Origin of the sequence: Streptomyces sp. NPDC046821 (assembly GCF_040645335.1) — a bacterium.
In the GTDB taxonomy this organism is placed as follows: Bacteria; Actinomycetota; Actinomycetes; order Streptomycetales; family Streptomycetaceae; genus Streptomyces.
Map to the genome: position 1 here is coordinate 276,061 of NZ_JBEYYB010000001.1, position 16,268 is coordinate 292,328.

Genomic DNA, 16,268 nt, shown 5'->3' on the forward strand with positions numbered 1-16,268 from the left:
CCGCGAAGCCCCCGCAAAAGGACCGGTCAGCACCCATATGGGCCCCGGACGGCCCTGGCCCGCCGGGGAAGGGGTACTCAGACTCTGTCGTGGGATCCGAGCGCTGAGGCCGGATCCGGGATTTCTGGAGGCGGGACGATGCACCTGCGTAGCGTCGGCGACGTGGCTGATCAGGGGTGGCGATGAGGCACCGCACAGTCGGTGAGCTGATGGCCGCGACGCCGGTCAGTGTCCGGGCCGGGACCCCGTTCAAGGAGATCGCACGGCTCCTCGACGAGTTCGACATCACCGCGGTGCCCGTCGTGGACGAGGACGGGCGTCCTGTGGGTGTCGTCTCCGAGGCCGACCTGCTGCACCGTCGCGCCACCGGGACCGGCTCCACCACCGCGGCCGCCATCATGTCCAGCCCCGCCATCACCGCCTCACCCGACTGGAGCGTCGTCCGTGCCACACGTGTCATGGGCCGGCACGCGGTCAAGCGGCTGCCCGTGGTCGACGCCACCGGCCGGCTCGTCGGCGTCCTGAGCCGCAGCGACCTCGTGCAGCTCTACCTGCGCCGTGACAAGTCGATCCGGGAGGAGATCGTCGAGGACGTCCTGACCCGCACGCTCCGGCTCAGCCCGTCGGCCGTGTCCGTCGAGGTCGACGACGGTGTGGTGACCCTCAGCGGCACGGTGGAGCGGCGGATGCTCGTCCCCGTCGTCGTGCGGCTGTGCCACAGCGTCGACGGAGTGGTGGACGTGATCGACCGGCTGGCCTACGAGCGGGACGACACCGTAGCGACGTAGCCGCGCGCGGACGCGCCGTGGCTGCGCGGAGACCCGAAGGAGCTGAGCACCATGCTGCCGAGCGCCCTGCACCCCGTCGTCGTCTCGGCCCGACTCGACTCGCCACTGTCCCGATGGCTGTGGCTGGTCAAATGGCTTCTGGCGATCCCGCACTACATCGTGCTGGCCTTCCTCTGGATCGGGTTCACCGTCGTGAGCGTGATCGCGTTCTTCGCGATCCTGTTCACGGAGCGCTACCCACGGCCCCTCTTCGACTTCAACGTGGGTGTGCTGCGCTGGTCCTGGCGTGTGTCGTACTACGCGCACAGCGCGCTGGGCACCGACCGGTACCCGCCCTTCAGCCTCGGCCGTGAACCCGACTATCCGGCCCGGCTCGACATCGCCTACCCGGAGCGGCTCAACCGCTGGCTGGTCCTGGTGAAGTGGTGGCTGCTCGCGCTCCCGCAGTACCTCGTGATCGGCATCTTCACCGGTGCCGTGCACACCGGCTGGTGGGGCGGCGGCCTCATCGGCTTGCTGTCGCTCATCGCGGTTGTCATCCTGGCCTTCACCGGCAAGTACCCGCGCGATCTCTTCGATCTCGTCGTCGGGCTCGACCGGTGGGTGCTGCGCGTCGCGGCCTATGCCGGGCTCATGACCGACGTGTACCCGCCGTTCCGCCTCGACATGGGCGGGGACGAGCCCCTCGACGCTGTGCCGGACCCCGTCCGGGAACCCTGAGGATGGCCATCATGAGCAGATTCGTCGCCGTCGGCCTCGACGGCTCCGGGGAGAGTCTGGCGGCCGCCCACTGGGCCGCGGGCGAGGCGCTGATGCGAGGGGTCCCGCTCCGGCTCGTCCACGCGGAAGCGCGGTCGACCGCCCGCAACCTCCTCCCCCACGCCGGTGCCGAGACGCGGGCCCGGTGGGCGGAGAAGCTGCTGAGCGACGCGGCGGACGAGCTGCGCGACAGCCACCCCGGCCTGGACGTCACCACCGAGTCACGCGACGAACCGCCGTCGAAGGCGCTCCCTTCCGTGGCCGACTCGGCGGACATGCTCGTCCTCGGTTCCCGGGGCCACGGCACGCTCCTGGGGTTCGTCCTCGGCTCCGTCGGCATGGCGGTCATCCACGCGACGGAGCGGCCCGTGGTGCTGGTGCGCGCGGGTAAGAACGGCACTGAACTACCCGCTGTGGACAGCGAGTTGGTGGTGGGCGTCGACACCGGCAGGCCCTGCGACGCCCTGCTGGCCTTCGCGTTCGAGGAGGCGGCCCGCCGGTCGGTCCGGCTGCGGGCGCTGCACAGCTGGGACCTTCCTCAGTCGGCCGGATACGGAGGCGCGTACGACCCGGGACTGCGCGCCCAGGCCGAGAAGGAGGCGCAGTCCGGCCTGGACGAGATGCTGCGCCCGTGGAGTGCGACGTACCCCGAAGTCGCCGTCACCGCACAGGCGTCGGTCGGGCGGACGGCGTGGCAGCTCGTGGAGGCGGGGGCCGGGGCGGGGCTCGTCGTGGTGGGCCGGCACATCCGCCGGACCGCGGTCGGCACCCACATCGGCCCGGTCACCCACGCGGTACTCCACCACTCGCGGGCACCTGTCGCGGTCGTCGCACACGAGTAGCCGCGCCCCCGCTCTGGGGGCTGAGTCCGCTCACGGAGCGAGGTCGCGGCGGCACAGCAGGAAGTGCGCCGCCAGGAGCCCCGCCGCGCCGACCCCCACCAGTACGGCGAGCTGCGGCCAGAGGATCGCGCCCCGGGCCAGGGCGTCGCCCGGTGCGTAGTAGTGGAAGGGGCTCACGTACCGCAGGGGTGCGGCCGGGTGCCACGCGAGGGCGATGAAGTTGAGGGCGAACCCCACGGCGCCGATCGCGACGACCGTGCCGAGGACCTGGGACCGTCGCCGTCCAGCCGCGGACACCGCGAGCGCGGGCCCGGTCATGCAGAGCGTGAACGCGTATCCCATGACCCCGGCCGCGAGTACGCCCCGGAGGCCGACGTGCGCGTGGATCTGCGGGGAGAACGCCACTCCGGCCGCGACGGTCAGCGTGCCGGCCGCGACCAGCGCGGCGGAGGCGAGGAGGAGCGCCGCGGTGCGTTCGGCGAGGAGCCGCGTACGGGTGACGGGCCGGACCATGACGAGTTCGACGGTGCCGGATTCCACGTCGGCGGCCACGGCGGCAGCGGCGAGGGAGCCGATCACCGTCAGCTGGAGCGCGATCCAGAACGGGTGGACGAGGCCCGCGCCGAGCAGCCCGGGATAGCTGGCGATGGACACGTCCCCGGTGGAGCCGCTGAACGCCCGGTACGCCGAAGGCGGCTCCCGGCCGGCGGCGGAGAAGATCTGGCCGGGAGGGATCGCGTGGGTCACGACGATGATCAGCGTCTCGAAGGCCACCATGCCGATGAGCACGGCGAGGAGCATTCGCCGCCTGCGGTGCAGGGCGAGCCAGAGCAGTGGCAGGCGGGTTTTCATGACCCGTCGCCCTCGAACGCCCGGTCCTGGTTTCGGTACAGGTCCAGGAACGCCTCGTCGAGGCCCGCCTCCTCGACGGTGATGTCGGCGACGGGCAGGGACAGCAGCTGACGCAAGGTGTCCGTGATGTCACTTGGCGGTACGAGGAGTTCGGCGCGGTCGCCCTGCCAGCGCGGACTCCAGCGGTCGGCCGCCCCGAGGCTGCGAGGACCGGCGGCGCCCGTGCCGTCGAGGGTGACGCGGATCCGGCGCGCACGCGCCTCCCGGAGCGCGGCGACGCGTTCGACGGCGACGAGCCGGCCCTCACGAATGATGGCGACCCGCTCGCAGGCCCGCTGAACCTCCGGCAGGACGTGGCTGGACAGCAGCACCGTGCGGCCTGCCCCGGCGGCCTCCGCCATCAGCGCGTAGAACGTCTCCTGCACGAGCGGGTCCAGGCCCTCCGTCGGTTCGTCGAGCACGGCGAGTCTGGGCTCGTGCTGGAGTGCCTGGACGAGCCCCAGCTTCTGCTTCATGCCGCGCGAATAGCTCTGGACCGGGCGTCGCAGGTCCCGGTCCGAGAGGTCGAGGCGTTCGCACAGCTCCCGGCGGCGGGGCGACGGCGCCTGTTGCAGGGCGGACAGCAGATCCAGGGTCTCGTCACCCGTGAGTTCGGGATAGAACCGCAACTCACCGGGGAGATAGCCGAGTACGGGCGCGAGTCGCGGGTGGTCCAGGGTGGGGTCGAGGCCGAGAACGCTCGCGCTTCCGGTCGTCGGGCGCAGCAGTCCGGCGAGACAGCGCAGGGTCGTTGTCTTGCCCGCTCCGTTGGGTCCGAGGAGGCCGAAGACCTCGCCGGCCTCGACGGTCAGGGTCAGCGATTCGACGCCGACGACCGATCCGTAGCGCTTGGTGAGCCGGCTCAGCTCGATGGCGGGAGTTCCGCCGGGCCCGCCCCGTTCCGACATACGACCGCCCTCCCGCAGCTGGGTCCGAGGACGAAGTGACGCACTTCTTCCTCAAGGATGCACCGGAGGCCGACTCGTGCAGACGGGTCGGTCAGAGAAAGGCCGCCGAGACCTGGACGGTGTGCACGGGACGTTGCGGCAGCTCGTCCTTCACCGCGGGACGCTGGAAGGGCCCGGGTGGCTTGGGCGGCGCGTGGCCGGTGGCCGCGTGGCGTTCGAGTCTGCTCGGCAGAGTCGAGTTCCTGGCGAGGTGACGTCGGTTCCTACGGGGCATAGCCACTCCCCTTCTGTGTCGGGCGGGCTCGCCGACGGCGATACGCGGGTCCCGTCCCACGTGGTGCCGTTCGGCGGGGTTCGTCATGGGGCACCGTCCGCCGGGGACGGGTGGTGCTGCGGTACGACGGCGACCGGGCACTCGGCGTGGTGGAGCGCCCGGTGGGCGACCCTGCCGAGTTCCAGACCGAAGAGTGAGTCCCGCCGTCGCGCCCCGACGACCAGCAGATCGGCCGCTGCGGAGCGCTCGGCCAGCACCCGTCGGGCGGGGCCCTCGACCGTGCTTCTGCTCAGTCGTATCTGAGGGTGCTCGCGCACCATCGGCAACAGGGCCTTGTCGAGGAAGTCCGACGCCCGCCGTTCGAAGTGCGCGTCGAACTCGCCGGTCATGAGCGGGTGGTGGACGGGGTCGCGGGCCGCCCGGCGCCAGGTGCGGACGACGTCGAGTTCGACATTCCGGACGGCTGCCTCGTGGAAGGCGAACCGGACGGCCGGCGAGTCCACGTCGTGATCGCCGATGCCGAGCAGGATCCGCTCGTGGCGCCCCTCAAGTGCGTGCCGGTCCCCGCGGACGACGACGACCGGGCCGCTCGACCGGGCGGCCACGACAAGGCCGACGGACCCGAGCAGCAGCCCGGCCAGCGCTCCCCTGCCACGTGACCCGACGACGAGGAGCACGGCGTCGTACCCCTGCTTGAGGAGCGCGCCGGTCGCGTCCTCGGCGAGGACGTCCGTCGTGATGGTGAGGCCGGGTACGCGCAGGCGGGCCCGGTCCGCGGCCGTGCCGACGATGTTCTCCGCGAGCACCTGGGCGGAGGGCCGCTCGGCGGTCGACGCGAGTACGACGCCTTCGTAGCGTTCCCACAGCGAGGCGTGCACGATGCGCAGCGGGCGGCCGCGCCGCATCGCTTCGTCGGCCGCCCAGTCCAGAGCCGCGAGACTGCCGTCGGATCCGTCGACGCCTACCACCACGGGCGCGTCCATCGCCGCCACCGCCTTCCCGGGCGCGGTCTCCCTCGCAGCCACGCTCGCACCCGGCACGCTCCCCCGGTAGGGCCGGTCGGTCCCGCACCCGGCACCGCAAGCCGGTAGCGCGCAGTATCGCTGCTGGTCAGCGCCTTGATCGTGGCTCGCCAGAAAACCCCTGCGGAGGTCGTCGCAGCGTGCGTAGGGTCGCGGGCATGACACTGCGACCTGTCCTGGTGAACATGAAGGCCGTCGACGACGCGGCGATCGGCCGGTTCTGGGCGGAGGCGCTCGGCTGGCGGATCAGCAGCCAGGAACCGGGCGCGACCGCCGCCAAGCCCGAGGGCTTCGACTGGCGGGACCCGGTCGGCGTCTGTATCGACGTCATCGCCGTCCCGGAACCCAAGACGACGACGAAGAACCGGGTGCACCTCGATCTCGCGACCAGCTCGGCGGCCCATCAGGCGGAGCTGGTCGCCCACCTCCAGGCGCTCGGTGCGAAACCGGCCGACGTGGGCCAAGGTGACGTGCCGTGGACGGTGCTCGCCGATCCGGAGGGCAACGAGTTCTGCGTGCTTGAGCCTCGCGAGTCGTACCGCGACACCGGGCCGCTCGCCCGGGTCGTGGTCGACTGCGTGGATCCGCGTGCCATGGCCCGGTTCTGGGGCGAGGCGGTGGACTGGACCCTGCACAAGGTGACCGACGACCACGCGGTGTGGCGCTCGGCCAAGGGCGTCGGCCCGTATCTCGAATTCCGCCGGGGCGGTGCGAAGACCGTGCCGGACCGGGTTCATCTCGACGTGGTGCCGGACGTCGGTGACGACAAGGCGGCCGAGGTGGCCCGGCTGCGGGCGCTCGGGGCCACCGATCTCGACGTCGGGCAGGGCCCCGACGTCTCCTGGACGTGCCTGTCGGACCCGGAGGGACACGAGTTCTGCGTCCTCTCCCGGTCCTAGTTCACCGCTCAGGTCAGTGCAGGTCCGCCTGGAAAGGGTGGCGGTGGTCGGCCGGGCAGGTGAAGACACGCAGGTCTCCCGACCGGCCGACGACCACGTCCGTCTCGATGTCGCTGGCCGCGGTGAACAGGAGCGTCATGGCCGTGCCGCAGTCGTCGCAGGTGAAGACCCTCGGCTGGTTCAGGTGCCAGGTCGGCCAGCCGCCGAGTTTCCAGCCGGCGAGGCGGGTGATGACGTCGCCGCCGTCGCCGGTCGCGCGGACCAACTCCTCGAGCCGTGGCTGGAGTTCTTCCGGCAGCTCATCACGGAACGGGAAATCGGTCACGGGCTCGGCGGTGATGGTGCAGGCCTGCGGGAGATAGCCGTCCTCCTCGTGGCGCGAGGGCGGGGGCGGAGTCGTCGGCGGGCCGGTCACGTCGGCGGCCCGGCGCCAGCGCAGGGCGACCACCGGGCCGCCTTCGGCCTGCTGGTCCGGCGCGTCCCAGTGCTCGTTCGGGCACCACAGGATCTGCAACAGGTCGACGCCGTCGGGCCACCAGGGTCCCGGCGCGTCATGCCGGAAGATCTGCGCGACGGGCACCATGGCCGTCGCGGGCTCGCCGTCAGGGTCGGTCTCGTCGGGCTCGGCGCACTCGGGCCACGGTTCGTCGCCCGGCCACAGCAGCGGCCCGCCGATCGAGCTGTCGTGAGGGCCCGGCTCCCCGCGCGTGGGGTGCAGGATGACGGCGTCGCGCGCGTGGGGACCCAGCTCGGGCAGCACGCCGAGTATCGCCTCGACCGTCGGACGAGGGGTGCGGATCATCGTTTCTTCCAGTCAACTCGGATGCGTACGTTGGCAGTTCGGTACGGTCAGCAGCCGTAGGGCTGGAGCACGAGGTAGCCGTCGACGCGGCTGAGCAGGTCGGACGCGGGGTCCGACGGGAGCGCGTGGCCGAGGTTCTCGGCGCGGACCTCACCGATCCACTGGTCGTGCTGGTACTCGTGGTTGATCAGCGCGGTCAGCAGATGGGTCGCGACGATGGCCAGCTGATTCGGCGCACCCACACGTCCGGCCGCGATGTCTCCGATACGGGCGTGGACGCGCTCGGCGACGGTGTCGCGGAACGTGGCGAGGCGGTCGACGGTGGGCAGCGCTCCGCGGAACTTCTCCGGGTTGGCGGAGTCCATCACGGCGTCCAGTTCCGGGTCGGGGCTCGGCTCGGCGGCGGTGAGGTTGCGGACCATGAAGTGCGCCACGTGTGCCTGGTGGCCGAGGTGCCAGCCGATGGCGCTGGAGTCCTCGTTCGGGCGCCAGATCACCTCGTCGGGGGTGAGGTCCCGCCACAGGTCGTCGGTGTAGGCGCGGGCACGGTCGTACTCGTGCAGCAGCCCGGTGAGGTCGGGCAGGCTGTGCGGGTTGCGCAGGTCGGGCATGGGGTCTACCTGTCGGTTCCGGGGGGATGGAGCGGCGGGGTGTCGCGATGTGCGTGCCAAGTCAGGCGTTCACCGCGGGGGCCGGTAGGCCCGGCTCCGCCACGCCGAACGCCGACGGCCCCTCAGTCCCGTACCTCGTACTTGTCGCTCAGCCCGCGCGAGGCGATCAACTCCGCCGTTCCGTCGGCGAGTTGGTACGCCATGCCCACGACCGCGACCCGTCCGGCGTCCACACCCTCGGCGAGTGCGCGGGAACGTTCGAGGAGCAGGTCGACCGTGTGCCGGATGTGCTCGTGCAGGATCTCCTGCTCCGTCACCCGTCCGGCGGCACGCGCCGAAAGAACGCTCGGTGTCACCCGTTCCACCACGTCACGCACGAAGCCCCCGGGCGTCGCACCGTCCTCGACGGCGGCGCGGGCAGCGCCGACGGCCCCGCACGAGTCGTGCCCGAGCACCACGACGAGCGGGCAGTCGAGCAGGCTCACGCCGTACTCGATGCTGCCGAGCACCTCGGTGCCCACCACATGGCCGGCGGTGCGCACCACGAACAGGTCGCCGAGACCCTGGTCGAAGATGATCTCGGCGGCAAGACGGGAGTCGGCGCACCCGAACATCACGGCGAAGGGGCTCTGCGACGAGGTGATCTCGGCGCGGCGCGCGGCATCCTGGTTGGGGTGGGCGGACGCTCCGGCCACGAACCGGCGGTTGCCCGCCAGCAGCGTCTCGAAGGCCTCGTCGGGCGTGGTGGGTGTGAGCGCGTCTGTCATGGACGCAGCCTACGATCCGGTTCCGGGCCCGCCCACTCGGGAGTACACCGACGTACGAGTAGACCGTGCACCTGACAGAACGAGCACACCGCGTACGCGGCAGAACGAGTACACCCATGCACTCGGCAGAAGGACACACATGCACGTCCCCCACGACACAGCTCTCGACCACCCGGTCGCCGCGTCGCTCGGCGGCCACCACGCCCACCTGGCCCGCCGGCTCGGCCAAGCGGCCACGTATCACCCGGACGTCGCCACCTTCGCCGCCGTCTCCGCCGCACCGGGGCCGTCCGCGTGGTCCGACCTGGCCACCCTGCTCGGCCCCGGCGAGTTCGCCGACATGTTCAGCTCCCCGGCATCACCCCCGGCCGACTGGGCACCGGTGTTCACCCTCGACGGCTTCCAGATGGTCCACGTGGCGCCCGGCGCTGCTACGAGCCCCGCCCCCGAGGTCGTCGAACTCGGCCCCGCCGACGTCCCCGACATGCTCGACCTCGTGGCCCGCACCAGCCCGGGCCCCTTCCGCACCCGTACGCACGAACTCGGCACGTATCTCGGCATCCGCGAGAACGGCGCGCTGGTCGCGATGGCAGGTGAGCGCCTGCGTCCGCCCGGGTGGACCGAGATCAGCGCGGTGTGCACGGCGCCCGAGGCACGCGGCCGGGGTTACGCCGCCCTGCTCGTCCGGGACCTGATCGGCCGTGTCGAATCCCGGGACGAACGCCCCTTCCTGCACGTGGCGGCCGCCAATGACGCGGCCGTCGCGCTCTACAAGCGCCTCGGCTTCGAGGTGCGCAAGCCCGTGACGTTCCGCGGCTTCCGCACGCCCTGACCTGCCACCTGACTGCCACCTGCACGGATCTTGCGCGGCGGGCCGGGGCCGGGTCAGAGTTTCGGCAGCCGTCAGTCGGACACCCAACCCCGGGGATGAACTGTGAGCGACGAATTCTCGATATTCGACGAGGTCATCGAACGCAAGAAATCCAACTCCATGAAATGGGACACCGCCCCGGAATTCCTCGCCCCCGAGGAAGCGGCGGCGGATCCCCTTCCGATGTGGGTGGCCGACACCGATTTCAAGGCCCCGCGCGCGGTTGTCGACGCACTGCACGAAGCCGTGGACTACGGCATTTTCGGTTATCCCGGCGGTCCTTCCGACGGCTATCTCGACGCCGTGACCGGCTGGCAGGCCAGACGGTTCGGGTGGGAGGTGGACCGGCGCTGGGTCGTCCAGACCGCCGGCATCATCACCAGCCTGAAGACGGCGGTCCAGGCGTTCTCCGCCCCCGGCGACTCCGTCCTCATCCAGCCGCCGGTGTACGCCCACTTCCACGAGGACGTCCTGCTCAACGGCCGCCGCCTCGCGTACGCGCCCCTGCGGCGCACCGAAGACGGCTACGCCTTCGACCCGCGTACGTTCGAGGCCGCGATCCGGCCCGACACCAAGATCTTCATCCTGAGTCACCCGCACAATCCGACCGGGAATGTCTGGTCCGAGGAAGATCTGCGCACGATGGGCGAGATCTGCGCCCGGCACGGCGTTCTCGTCATCGCGGACGAGATCCATCAGGACCTGATCATCAATCCGGCCAGGAAGCACATCCCGTTCGCGTCACTCGGCGAGGAATTCGCCCGTAACAGCATCACGTGCGCGGCGCCCAGCAAGACGTTCAACCTGCCGGGCCTCCAGTGCGCGAACGTCTTCATCCCGGACCGGAGAATGCGGGAGGAGTTTGCCCGCCAGTACGAGCGCAACGTCTTTCCCGTGGCCAATGTGCTGGGCGCGGTCGCCGCCGAGGCCGCATACACGCACGGCGAGCCCTGGCTGGAGGAGCTCCTCACCTATCTGCGCGGCAATCACACGCACTTCGCCGAGGCCGTGAACGCGGCCACCTCCAAGGTGCGGGTGCTGCCCGCCGACTCCCTCTACCTGGCGTGGATGGACTGCCGGGGCCTGGGCATGGACGCGGCGGACCTGGACCGGTTCATGCTGCTCAACGCCCGCCTGTGGCTCGACAAGGGGCAGAAGTTCGGCCGCGAGGGGCACGGCTACATGCGGGTCAACCTCGGCTGCCCGCGCGCCACGGTGGACGAGGCGATCCACCGGCTCACGACGGCGGTCGCCGCACTCTGAGCGGACGCCGCGCGGCTGCGGAAGCGGCGGTCCCACCCGAGGCTTGAGGGGACAGGTCCGGCGGACCTGTGCCCGACCGAGGGAGAGGCCCCGCGTGGGAAAGATCGTGATCAGCGAGAACGTCTCGCTCGACGGCGTCATCCAGGACCCGACCGGCGACGAGGACTTCCGGCACGGCGGCTGGTTCGGCCGCATGGGCGACGAGGACCTGATGGAGTGGACCAAGGTCGAGTACGACGAGGCCCTCGGCACCTCGGCGCTGCTGCTCGGGCGGCGGACCTACGAGTGGTTCGCCGCCCGGTGGCCGTCACGGACCGGCGCGTGGGCGGACCGGCTGAACAGCCTCCCCAAGTACGTCGTGTCCTCGACGCTCGACGACCCCGGATGGACCAACTCGACGGTCCTCATCGGCGAGGTGGCCGCCGAGGTCAGCAAGCTGAGGCGGGAACTGGACGGGGACATCGTCGTGTACGGCAGCGGCAGGCTCGTACGCACACTGATCGAGCTCGATCTGGCCGACGAACTGCGCCTCATGGTCCATCCCGTGGTGCTCGGCGGCGGGCACCGCCTCTTCGGGGAGAACGGCTACGAGACGTCTCTGCGGCTCCTCACCACGCGGAGCGTCGGCCAGAGCCTCGCCCGGCTCACCTACGCGTTCGCCCGGGACGCCTAGCGCCGGAGTCGGTTCCGGGCACATTTCGGAACCGGCGCATTTGGTTCCGGGCACATTTCCCCGGCCGGCCATTGCCAGGTCAGCCCGTCGTCAGGGCGAAGACAAGGATGGTCAGGGCCCAGCACAGGACCACGGCTCCCGCGCCCAGCACTTCGACCCGTACGGTGTGGGTCCGGCCGGGCCGGAGCCAGAAAGTCAGGGCCCGGTTCACCAGCGGCATGAGCAGCCAGGTCAGAATGCTGACGCTCAGTACGTTGCTGAAGAACAGGGCGAGATATCCGGGGACGCCCCAGACGTCGAATTCATGACCCACGCTCAGATTCAGGAGCATGACCGTGGGATAGAGCGCCAGCACGACCGTCATGGCCTGTTTCCAGTTGGCCGGGGCCTCCTCGTCCTCGTCCGAGCCGAACCGGAACCAGCCGCCGAACGCCGACCCCATTTTGCGGACCTCGTAGGACGCGAAATATTCGCGCCCTTCCTTCAGCAGGTCCTCCCTGATGCTGGAATCCAGCCAGGCTTCGAGATGTTCACGGGTGTCGTACCGGAAAACGACCACCCAGTTGTCCTGGATCCCCTCGACGGGACGGAAGAATTCGGCCCCCATGAAGCCGGGGCGCTTCTCCTGTTCTTTCAGGACCTTGTCCTGCCAGCGCTCGAACTCGGCTTCCCGGCCAGGCCGTACCTCGTGCGAGACGACCGCCGTGACCCCCTCCTCCTGGTCGGGCTCCTCGATGTGGCCACCTGCGAGGACTTCCTGGGTCGGGGTGCCGTCGAGCAGCGCGCTGCCTTCGTCGAGCAGCTCCCGGCGTGCGGTCGAGTCGAGCCATGCGGTGAGCTGGTCCGTGCCCGCGAAGCGGAACACCACGACCCATTCGTGTTCGTCCCCGGATCCGGGGGGATAGGTCTCCGTCCCCTTGAATCCGTCGAAGCGCCGAACGGTCCGGTTCACCTTCTCCTGCCAGCGGTCGTACTCGTCGTCAAGGCCGTCCCGCACTTTCTGGGAGGTGACGACGGTCGCGGTGCCGCTTGCACGGATACCCATACGGCGTAGTCTAGTTCAGGGGGAATCGCGACGAAACTTGAATTCTCGCGATACTCGGGGACAGATGCTCGGGGATGGATGCCCGGGGATAACCGTCGCACGATCATCGCGCGAGAGACCGACCCCATGGACCTCAACACCATTACGGAAGTTGTCCGTCGCCCGCTCGATCAGCCCGGCGCGCAATGGCGCGAAGGCGATGCGTGGCTCGCGGGCGGTACGTGGCTCTATTCCGTGGAGCAGCCGAGCCTGCGCCGAATGCTCGATCTGACGGCGCTGGACTGGGCGCCGCTCGTCCCGAGCCGGGATGGGCTGGAAATCGGTGCGACGTGCACCATTCGCGATCTGTATTCCTTCGATTTTCCGGAGGACTGGATCGCCGGCCCCCTTCTCGCCACGAGCTGCGAAGCTTTCCTGTCCTCGTTCAAGGTATGGAATTCGGCGACCGTGGGCGGCAACATCTGTCTGTCCCTGCCCGCCGGCCCCATGATCACGCTGGCGGTCGCGCTGGAGGCGCGGTACGAGCTGTGGGCTCCCGACGGGTCCACCCGCACCGTCGACGCGCTCGACTTCGTGACCGGCGACCACCAGAACGTGCTCGCCCCCGGGGAAATCCTGCGGCGCATCGAGATTCCGGACCGTGCGCTGAGGAAGCGCACCGCCCACCGCCGTTTCACGCTGACCCGTCTCGGCCGTTCGACGGTCTTCCTCGTCGGCACGCGCACGCCGGGCAAGGGAGACCTGCTGCTCACCGTCACGGCCGGTACGACACGGCCTGTGCGCTTCGCTTTCGACGCCCTGCCCGATGCCTCGGCTCTGCGGCAGCGCATCGACGCCGTCCCCTCCGGCCTCTGGTTCGCGGATCCCAACGGGACCCCCGATCACCGCCGCCATCTGACGCAGCACTTCGCCGAAGAGATCCGCCGCGAACTGTCGGACGGTGACGCGCCATGACGTATTCGGACGGTGATGGGCCATGACATATGTCGTGAACGGCAGGAGTTTCGACGAACAGCCGGATCCCGGCCAGTGCCTGCGGACTTTCCTGCGCTCGCTCGGCCATCACGGCGTCAAGAAGGGGTGCGACGCGGGCGATTGCGGCGCGTGCACGGTGTGGCTGGACGACAGTCCGGTGCACAGCTGCATCACCCCCGCGTTCCGCGCGGAGGGCCATGAGGTGACCACGATCGAGGGGCTCGGGTCGCCAGGGCAACTGCACCCGATGCAGCGGCAGTTCCGCGACGCCCCGGGGTTCCAGTGCGGCTTCTGCACCGCGGGGATGATCATGACGTCGGCGACCTTCACCGAGGCGCAGAAAGCGGATCTGCCGCGCGCGCTGAAGGGCAACCTCTGCCGCTGCACCGGCTATCGGGCGATCGAGGACGCGGTGAACGGCGTCGTCGGCGTCGAGACCGCCGCGCCGGGCAAGGCCGTCGGGACGAGCGTCGGCCCGCCGGCGGCCGAGGGCGTGGTGACCGGCCGCGCCGAGTTCACGATGGACACCCATGTCGAAGGAATGCTGCACCTCAAGGTGCTGCACTCACCGCACGCACACGCCCGGATCACCTCCGTCGACAAGACCGCGGCAATGGCGGTGCCGGGCGTGCACCGGGTCTTCACCTGGGAGGACGTGCCGCGTAAGCGGTTCTCCACGGCGATCCACACCGACCACCTAGTCGATCCGGACGACACGTACATCCTCGACGACACGGTCCGCTTCGTCGGCCAGCGCGTCGCCGCGGTCGTGGCCGACACGGTCGGCGCGGCGGAAGAGGGCTGCCGCAGGCTCCGGGTGGAGTACGAGGAGCTGCCGGCGGTGTTCGACCCCGAGGCGGCGATGGCCGACGGCGCTCCCCAACTGCACAGCGCGGACGATCCGTTCGTCCGCGACGTGGCCCACAACGTCCTGCTGGAGCTGCACTCGCACATCGGCGATGTCGACGCGGGGTTCGCCGCTGCCGACGTGATCCATGAAGGAACGTACTCGTCGCCGCGCGTGCAGCACGCGCATCTGGAGACCCACGGCTCGATCGCCTGGGTGGAGGACGGCCGGCTCAACGTGCGGACCAGCTCTCAGTCACCGTCGATCGCGAAGGCCAAGCTCGCGCATCTCTTCGCGCTGCGCCCGGACCAGCTCCACGTGTTCTGCGAGCGGGTCGGTGGCGCATTCGGCGGCAAGCAGGAAGTGATCTCGGAGGATCTGGCGGCGCTCGCCGCCCTGGACACCGGGCGGCCCGTCTGCTTCGAGTACACGCGCGAGGAGGAGTTCACCACGGCCTCGCCGCGGCACCCCATGACGCTCGCGGTCAGGCTCGGCGCGAAGGAGGACGGCACTCTCACGGCGCTCCAGGTCCGCAACGTGTCGAACACCGGCGCCTACGGCAACCACGGCGGCGAGACCCTGTACGCGGGCGGCGCCGCCGTCATGATCTACCGCTGCCCGAACAAGAAGTACGACGCGTACTCCGTCTACACGAACACCGTGCCGAGCGGGGCGCTGCGCGGTTACGGGATGACGCAGCCGGCGTTCGCCGTGGAGTCGGCGATGGACGAACTGGCCCGCGCCGTGCACCTCGACCCGCTCGAACTGCGACGGCGCAACATCGTGAAGCCGGGCGATCCGCTTCTCGCCCTGCACGAGGGTCCCGACGACGTGATGTTCAACGAGGACGGGCTCGGCAAGTGCATCGACGCCGTGGACCACGCCCTGGCCCGCGCGGTCACCGAACCGCCGCCCGGCCCGGACTGGCTCGTGGGGTCCGGGGTCGCGAGTTCCCTGCACGAGACCGCGCCCCCGACCGAGCACCTGTCGGAGGCCTGGGTCACGCTCGGCGACGACCTCGTGTACGAACTGGCCGTCGGTACGGTCGAGTTCGGCGAGGGCACGTCGACCGCACACGTCCAGATCGCGGCCAACCAGCTCGGGACGACGCCTTCGCGGATCCGTCTGGTGCAGTCCGACACCGACCGCACGGGATTCGACACCGGCGCCTTCGCGAGCGCGGGTCTCTTCGTCGCCGGCAACGCGGTGCTGCGGGCGGCCAACGCCGTGCGCGACCGCATTCTGGAATTCGCCGCCGCGCACACGGGGGTCCATGTGGTCATGTGCTCGCTGGGTGACGGGGAGGTCGTCTGCGGGGAGCAGCATGTGCCGCTGGCCGAGCTCGTCGCGCTGGCCCGGACACGCGGAATCCGGTTCACCGCCGCGCGCAAGGCCTACGGGTCGCCTCGGAGCGTCGTGTCCAACACGCAGGGGTTCAAGATCGCGGTCCATCAGGTGACGGGCGAGATCCGCGTCCTCTACAGCGTCCAGGCCACCGACGCGGCCGTCGTCATCAACCCCGCGCAGGTCCGGGGGCAGGTGGAGGGCGGTCTCGCCCAGGGCATCGGCTTCGCGCTGACCGAGAACTACCAGGTCGACGCGGACGGAACCATGGTCAACCCGAACCTCCGGAACTACCGCATCCCCACCTACGCCGACGTCCCCCGTACCGAGCTGCTCCTGGTGAGATCGGCGGACTCCTTCGGCCCCATGGGCGCGAAGGGCATCGCGGAATGCTGCATCAACCCGGTGGCCCCCGCACTCGCGAACGCTCTCCACGACGCCACGGGTGTCCGCTTCCGCGCGCTGCCCCTGACGCCGGAACGCGTCTACAGCCGGCTCAAGAGGAACCGGTCGATACGGACGGCCTGAGCCGGGCCCGTTCAACTCGCTCAATTCGCCGGTAAATCGCCGATATCAGCCACCGGACACTCTTGACCAGGGAATCTGCTCACGCATTCAGGTCGCATTCAGGTTGCATTCGGTTTCGTTGAGAATTGGGGAAACTCCCGTACCAGAAGATCAAAAACA

At 70.1% G+C, this 16,268-nt stretch carries 17 protein-coding genes; 9 read left to right on the forward strand and 8 right to left on the reverse strand.

The window, feature by feature from the left end; genetic code table 11:
- Positions 1-182: 182 nt before the first annotated feature.
- From ABZ893_RS01410 to ABZ893_RS01420, 3 genes are read left to right on the forward strand one after another with little or no spacing between them, the layout of a single operon-like run.
- Entirely contained in the window at positions 183-788 is a 606-nt protein-coding gene (locus tag ABZ893_RS01410; protein ID WP_361394900.1) for a CBS domain-containing protein, read from the forward strand.
- 51 nt (positions 789-839) lie between these two features.
- The gene (locus tag ABZ893_RS01415) at positions 840-1,508 is read left to right on the forward strand and encodes a DUF4389 domain-containing protein (RefSeq protein WP_361394903.1); all 669 of its coding nucleotides are present in this window, start codon (positions 840-842) and stop codon (positions 1,506-1,508) included.
- Between the two features lie 11 nt (positions 1,509-1,519).
- Positions 1,520-2,389, forward strand: coding sequence for a universal stress protein (locus tag ABZ893_RS01420; RefSeq protein WP_361394906.1), 870 nt, complete (start codon positions 1,520-1,522; stop codon positions 2,387-2,389).
- A 30-nt stretch (positions 2,390-2,419) separates the two neighbouring features.
- Here the strand turns inward: ABZ893_RS01420 and ABZ893_RS01425 are convergent, their stop codons facing one another.
- The 4 genes from ABZ893_RS01425 to ABZ893_RS01440 form a co-directional block, all read right to left on the reverse strand.
- Positions 2,420-3,241 carry an ABC transporter permease subunit gene (locus ABZ893_RS01425; RefSeq protein ID WP_361394908.1) on the reverse strand — a complete coding sequence of 274 codons (822 nt, stop codon included), beginning with the start codon at positions 3,239-3,241 and terminating at the stop codon, positions 2,420-2,422.
- On the reverse strand, positions 3,238-4,188 hold the full coding sequence (locus tag ABZ893_RS01430; RefSeq protein WP_361394911.1) for an ABC transporter ATP-binding protein: 951 nt from the start codon (positions 4,186-4,188) through the stop codon (positions 3,238-3,240). Before ABZ893_RS01430 ends, ABZ893_RS01425 begins: the two co-directional genes overlap by 4 nt.
- A gap of 91 nt (positions 4,189-4,279) precedes the next feature.
- Positions 4,280-4,462 (reverse strand): hypothetical protein, encoded by a 183-nt coding sequence (locus ABZ893_RS01435; RefSeq protein WP_361394914.1) that lies wholly within the window; start codon positions 4,460-4,462, stop codon positions 4,280-4,282.
- A gap of 83 nt (positions 4,463-4,545) precedes the next feature.
- On the reverse strand, positions 4,546-5,445 hold the full coding sequence (locus ABZ893_RS01440) for a universal stress protein (RefSeq protein ID WP_361396050.1): 900 nt from the start codon (positions 5,443-5,445) through the stop codon (positions 4,546-4,548).
- 197 nt (positions 5,446-5,642) lie between these two features.
- Here ABZ893_RS01440 and ABZ893_RS01445 point away from each other — a divergent pair, with 197 nt between their 5' ends.
- Positions 5,643-6,383: a VOC family protein gene (locus tag ABZ893_RS01445; protein WP_361394918.1), complete on the forward strand. Its 741-nt coding sequence runs from the start codon at positions 5,643-5,645 to the stop codon at positions 6,381-6,383.
- A gap of 13 nt (positions 6,384-6,396) precedes the next feature.
- Here ABZ893_RS01445 and ABZ893_RS01450 read toward each other — a convergent pair whose 3' ends face one another.
- The 3 genes from ABZ893_RS01450 to ABZ893_RS01460 form a co-directional block, all read right to left on the reverse strand.
- On the reverse strand, positions 6,397-7,185 hold the full coding sequence (locus ABZ893_RS01450) for a hypothetical protein (RefSeq protein WP_361394921.1): 789 nt from the start codon (positions 7,183-7,185) through the stop codon (positions 6,397-6,399).
- A 47-nt stretch (positions 7,186-7,232) separates the two neighbouring features.
- Entirely contained in the window at positions 7,233-7,796 is a 564-nt protein-coding gene (locus ABZ893_RS01455) for a DinB family protein (protein ID WP_361394923.1), read from the reverse strand.
- A gap of 122 nt (positions 7,797-7,918) precedes the next feature.
- Positions 7,919-8,563, reverse strand: coding sequence for a carbonic anhydrase (locus tag ABZ893_RS01460; protein ID WP_361394926.1), 645 nt, complete (start codon positions 8,561-8,563; stop codon positions 7,919-7,921).
- Positions 8,564-8,702: 139 nt separating this feature from the next.
- Between ABZ893_RS01460 and ABZ893_RS01465 the strand changes: the two genes are divergently transcribed.
- From ABZ893_RS01465 to ABZ893_RS01475, 3 genes are all read left to right on the forward strand, one after another.
- Entirely contained in the window at positions 8,703-9,395 is a 693-nt protein-coding gene (locus ABZ893_RS01465) for a GNAT family N-acetyltransferase (protein ID WP_361394929.1), read from the forward strand.
- A 102-nt stretch (positions 9,396-9,497) separates the two neighbouring features.
- On the forward strand, positions 9,498-10,697 hold the full coding sequence (locus ABZ893_RS01470) for a MalY/PatB family protein (protein ID WP_361394932.1): 1,200 nt from the start codon (positions 9,498-9,500) through the stop codon (positions 10,695-10,697).
- Between the two features lie 94 nt (positions 10,698-10,791).
- Positions 10,792-11,370, forward strand: coding sequence for a dihydrofolate reductase family protein (locus ABZ893_RS01475; RefSeq protein WP_361394935.1), 579 nt, complete (start codon positions 10,792-10,794; stop codon positions 11,368-11,370).
- A gap of 79 nt (positions 11,371-11,449) precedes the next feature.
- Here ABZ893_RS01475 and ABZ893_RS01480 read toward each other — a convergent pair whose 3' ends face one another.
- Positions 11,450-12,415, reverse strand: coding sequence for an antibiotic biosynthesis monooxygenase (locus ABZ893_RS01480; RefSeq protein ID WP_361394938.1), 966 nt, complete (start codon positions 12,413-12,415; stop codon positions 11,450-11,452).
- 126 nt (positions 12,416-12,541) lie between these two features.
- Here ABZ893_RS01480 and ABZ893_RS01485 point away from each other — a divergent pair, with 126 nt between their 5' ends.
- Positions 12,542-13,369, forward strand: a complete 828-nt coding sequence (locus tag ABZ893_RS01485) for an FAD binding domain-containing protein (RefSeq protein WP_361394941.1) — start codon at positions 12,542-12,544, stop codon at positions 13,367-13,369.
- Between the two features lie 22 nt (positions 13,370-13,391).
- Positions 13,392-16,109 (forward strand): molybdopterin cofactor-binding domain-containing protein, encoded by a 2,718-nt coding sequence (locus tag ABZ893_RS01490; protein WP_361394944.1) that lies wholly within the window; start codon positions 13,392-13,394, stop codon positions 16,107-16,109.
- The last annotated feature ends 159 nt before the right edge of the window (positions 16,110-16,268 follow it).

What these genes read in the sequence shown, in the direction of transcription:
- ABZ893_RS01410 (WP_361394900.1), top strand. Translation starts at nt 183, where the DNA reads ATGAGGCACCGCACAGTCGGTGAGCTGATGGCCGCGACGCCGGTCAGT.
- ABZ893_RS01415 (WP_361394903.1), top strand. Translation starts at nt 840, where the DNA reads ATGCTGCCGAGCGCCCTGCACCCCGTCGTCGTCTCGGCCCGACTCGAC.
- ABZ893_RS01420 (WP_361394906.1), top strand. Translation starts at nt 1,520, where the DNA reads ATGAGCAGATTCGTCGCCGTCGGCCTCGACGGCTCCGGGGAGAGTCTG.
- ABZ893_RS01425 (WP_361394908.1), bottom strand. Translation starts at nt 3,241, where the DNA reads ATGAAAACCCGCCTGCCACTGCTCTGGCTCGCCCTGCACCGCAGGCGG.
- ABZ893_RS01430 (WP_361394911.1), bottom strand. Translation starts at nt 4,188, where the DNA reads ATGTCGGAACGGGGCGGGCCCGGCGGAACTCCCGCCATCGAGCTGAGC.
- ABZ893_RS01435 (WP_361394914.1), bottom strand. Translation starts at nt 4,462, where the DNA reads ATGCCCCGTAGGAACCGACGTCACCTCGCCAGGAACTCGACTCTGCCG.
- ABZ893_RS01440 (WP_361396050.1), bottom strand. Translation starts at nt 5,445, where the DNA reads ATGGACGCGCCCGTGGTGGTAGGCGTCGACGGATCCGACGGCAGTCTC.
- ABZ893_RS01445 (WP_361394918.1), top strand. Translation starts at nt 5,643, where the DNA reads ATGACACTGCGACCTGTCCTGGTGAACATGAAGGCCGTCGACGACGCG.
- ABZ893_RS01450 (WP_361394921.1), bottom strand. Translation starts at nt 7,185, where the DNA reads ATGATCCGCACCCCTCGTCCGACGGTCGAGGCGATACTCGGCGTGCTG.
- ABZ893_RS01455 (WP_361394923.1), bottom strand. Translation starts at nt 7,796, where the DNA reads ATGCCCGACCTGCGCAACCCGCACAGCCTGCCCGACCTCACCGGGCTG.
- ABZ893_RS01460 (WP_361394926.1), bottom strand. Translation starts at nt 8,563, where the DNA reads ATGACAGACGCGCTCACACCCACCACGCCCGACGAGGCCTTCGAGACG.
- ABZ893_RS01465 (WP_361394929.1), top strand. Translation starts at nt 8,703, where the DNA reads ATGCACGTCCCCCACGACACAGCTCTCGACCACCCGGTCGCCGCGTCG.
- ABZ893_RS01480 (WP_361394938.1), bottom strand. Translation starts at nt 12,415, where the DNA reads ATGGGTATCCGTGCAAGCGGCACCGCGACCGTCGTCACCTCCCAGAAA.
- ABZ893_RS01485 (WP_361394941.1), top strand. Translation starts at nt 12,542, where the DNA reads ATGGACCTCAACACCATTACGGAAGTTGTCCGTCGCCCGCTCGATCAG.
- ABZ893_RS01490 (WP_361394944.1), top strand. Translation starts at nt 13,392, where the DNA reads ATGACATATGTCGTGAACGGCAGGAGTTTCGACGAACAGCCGGATCCC.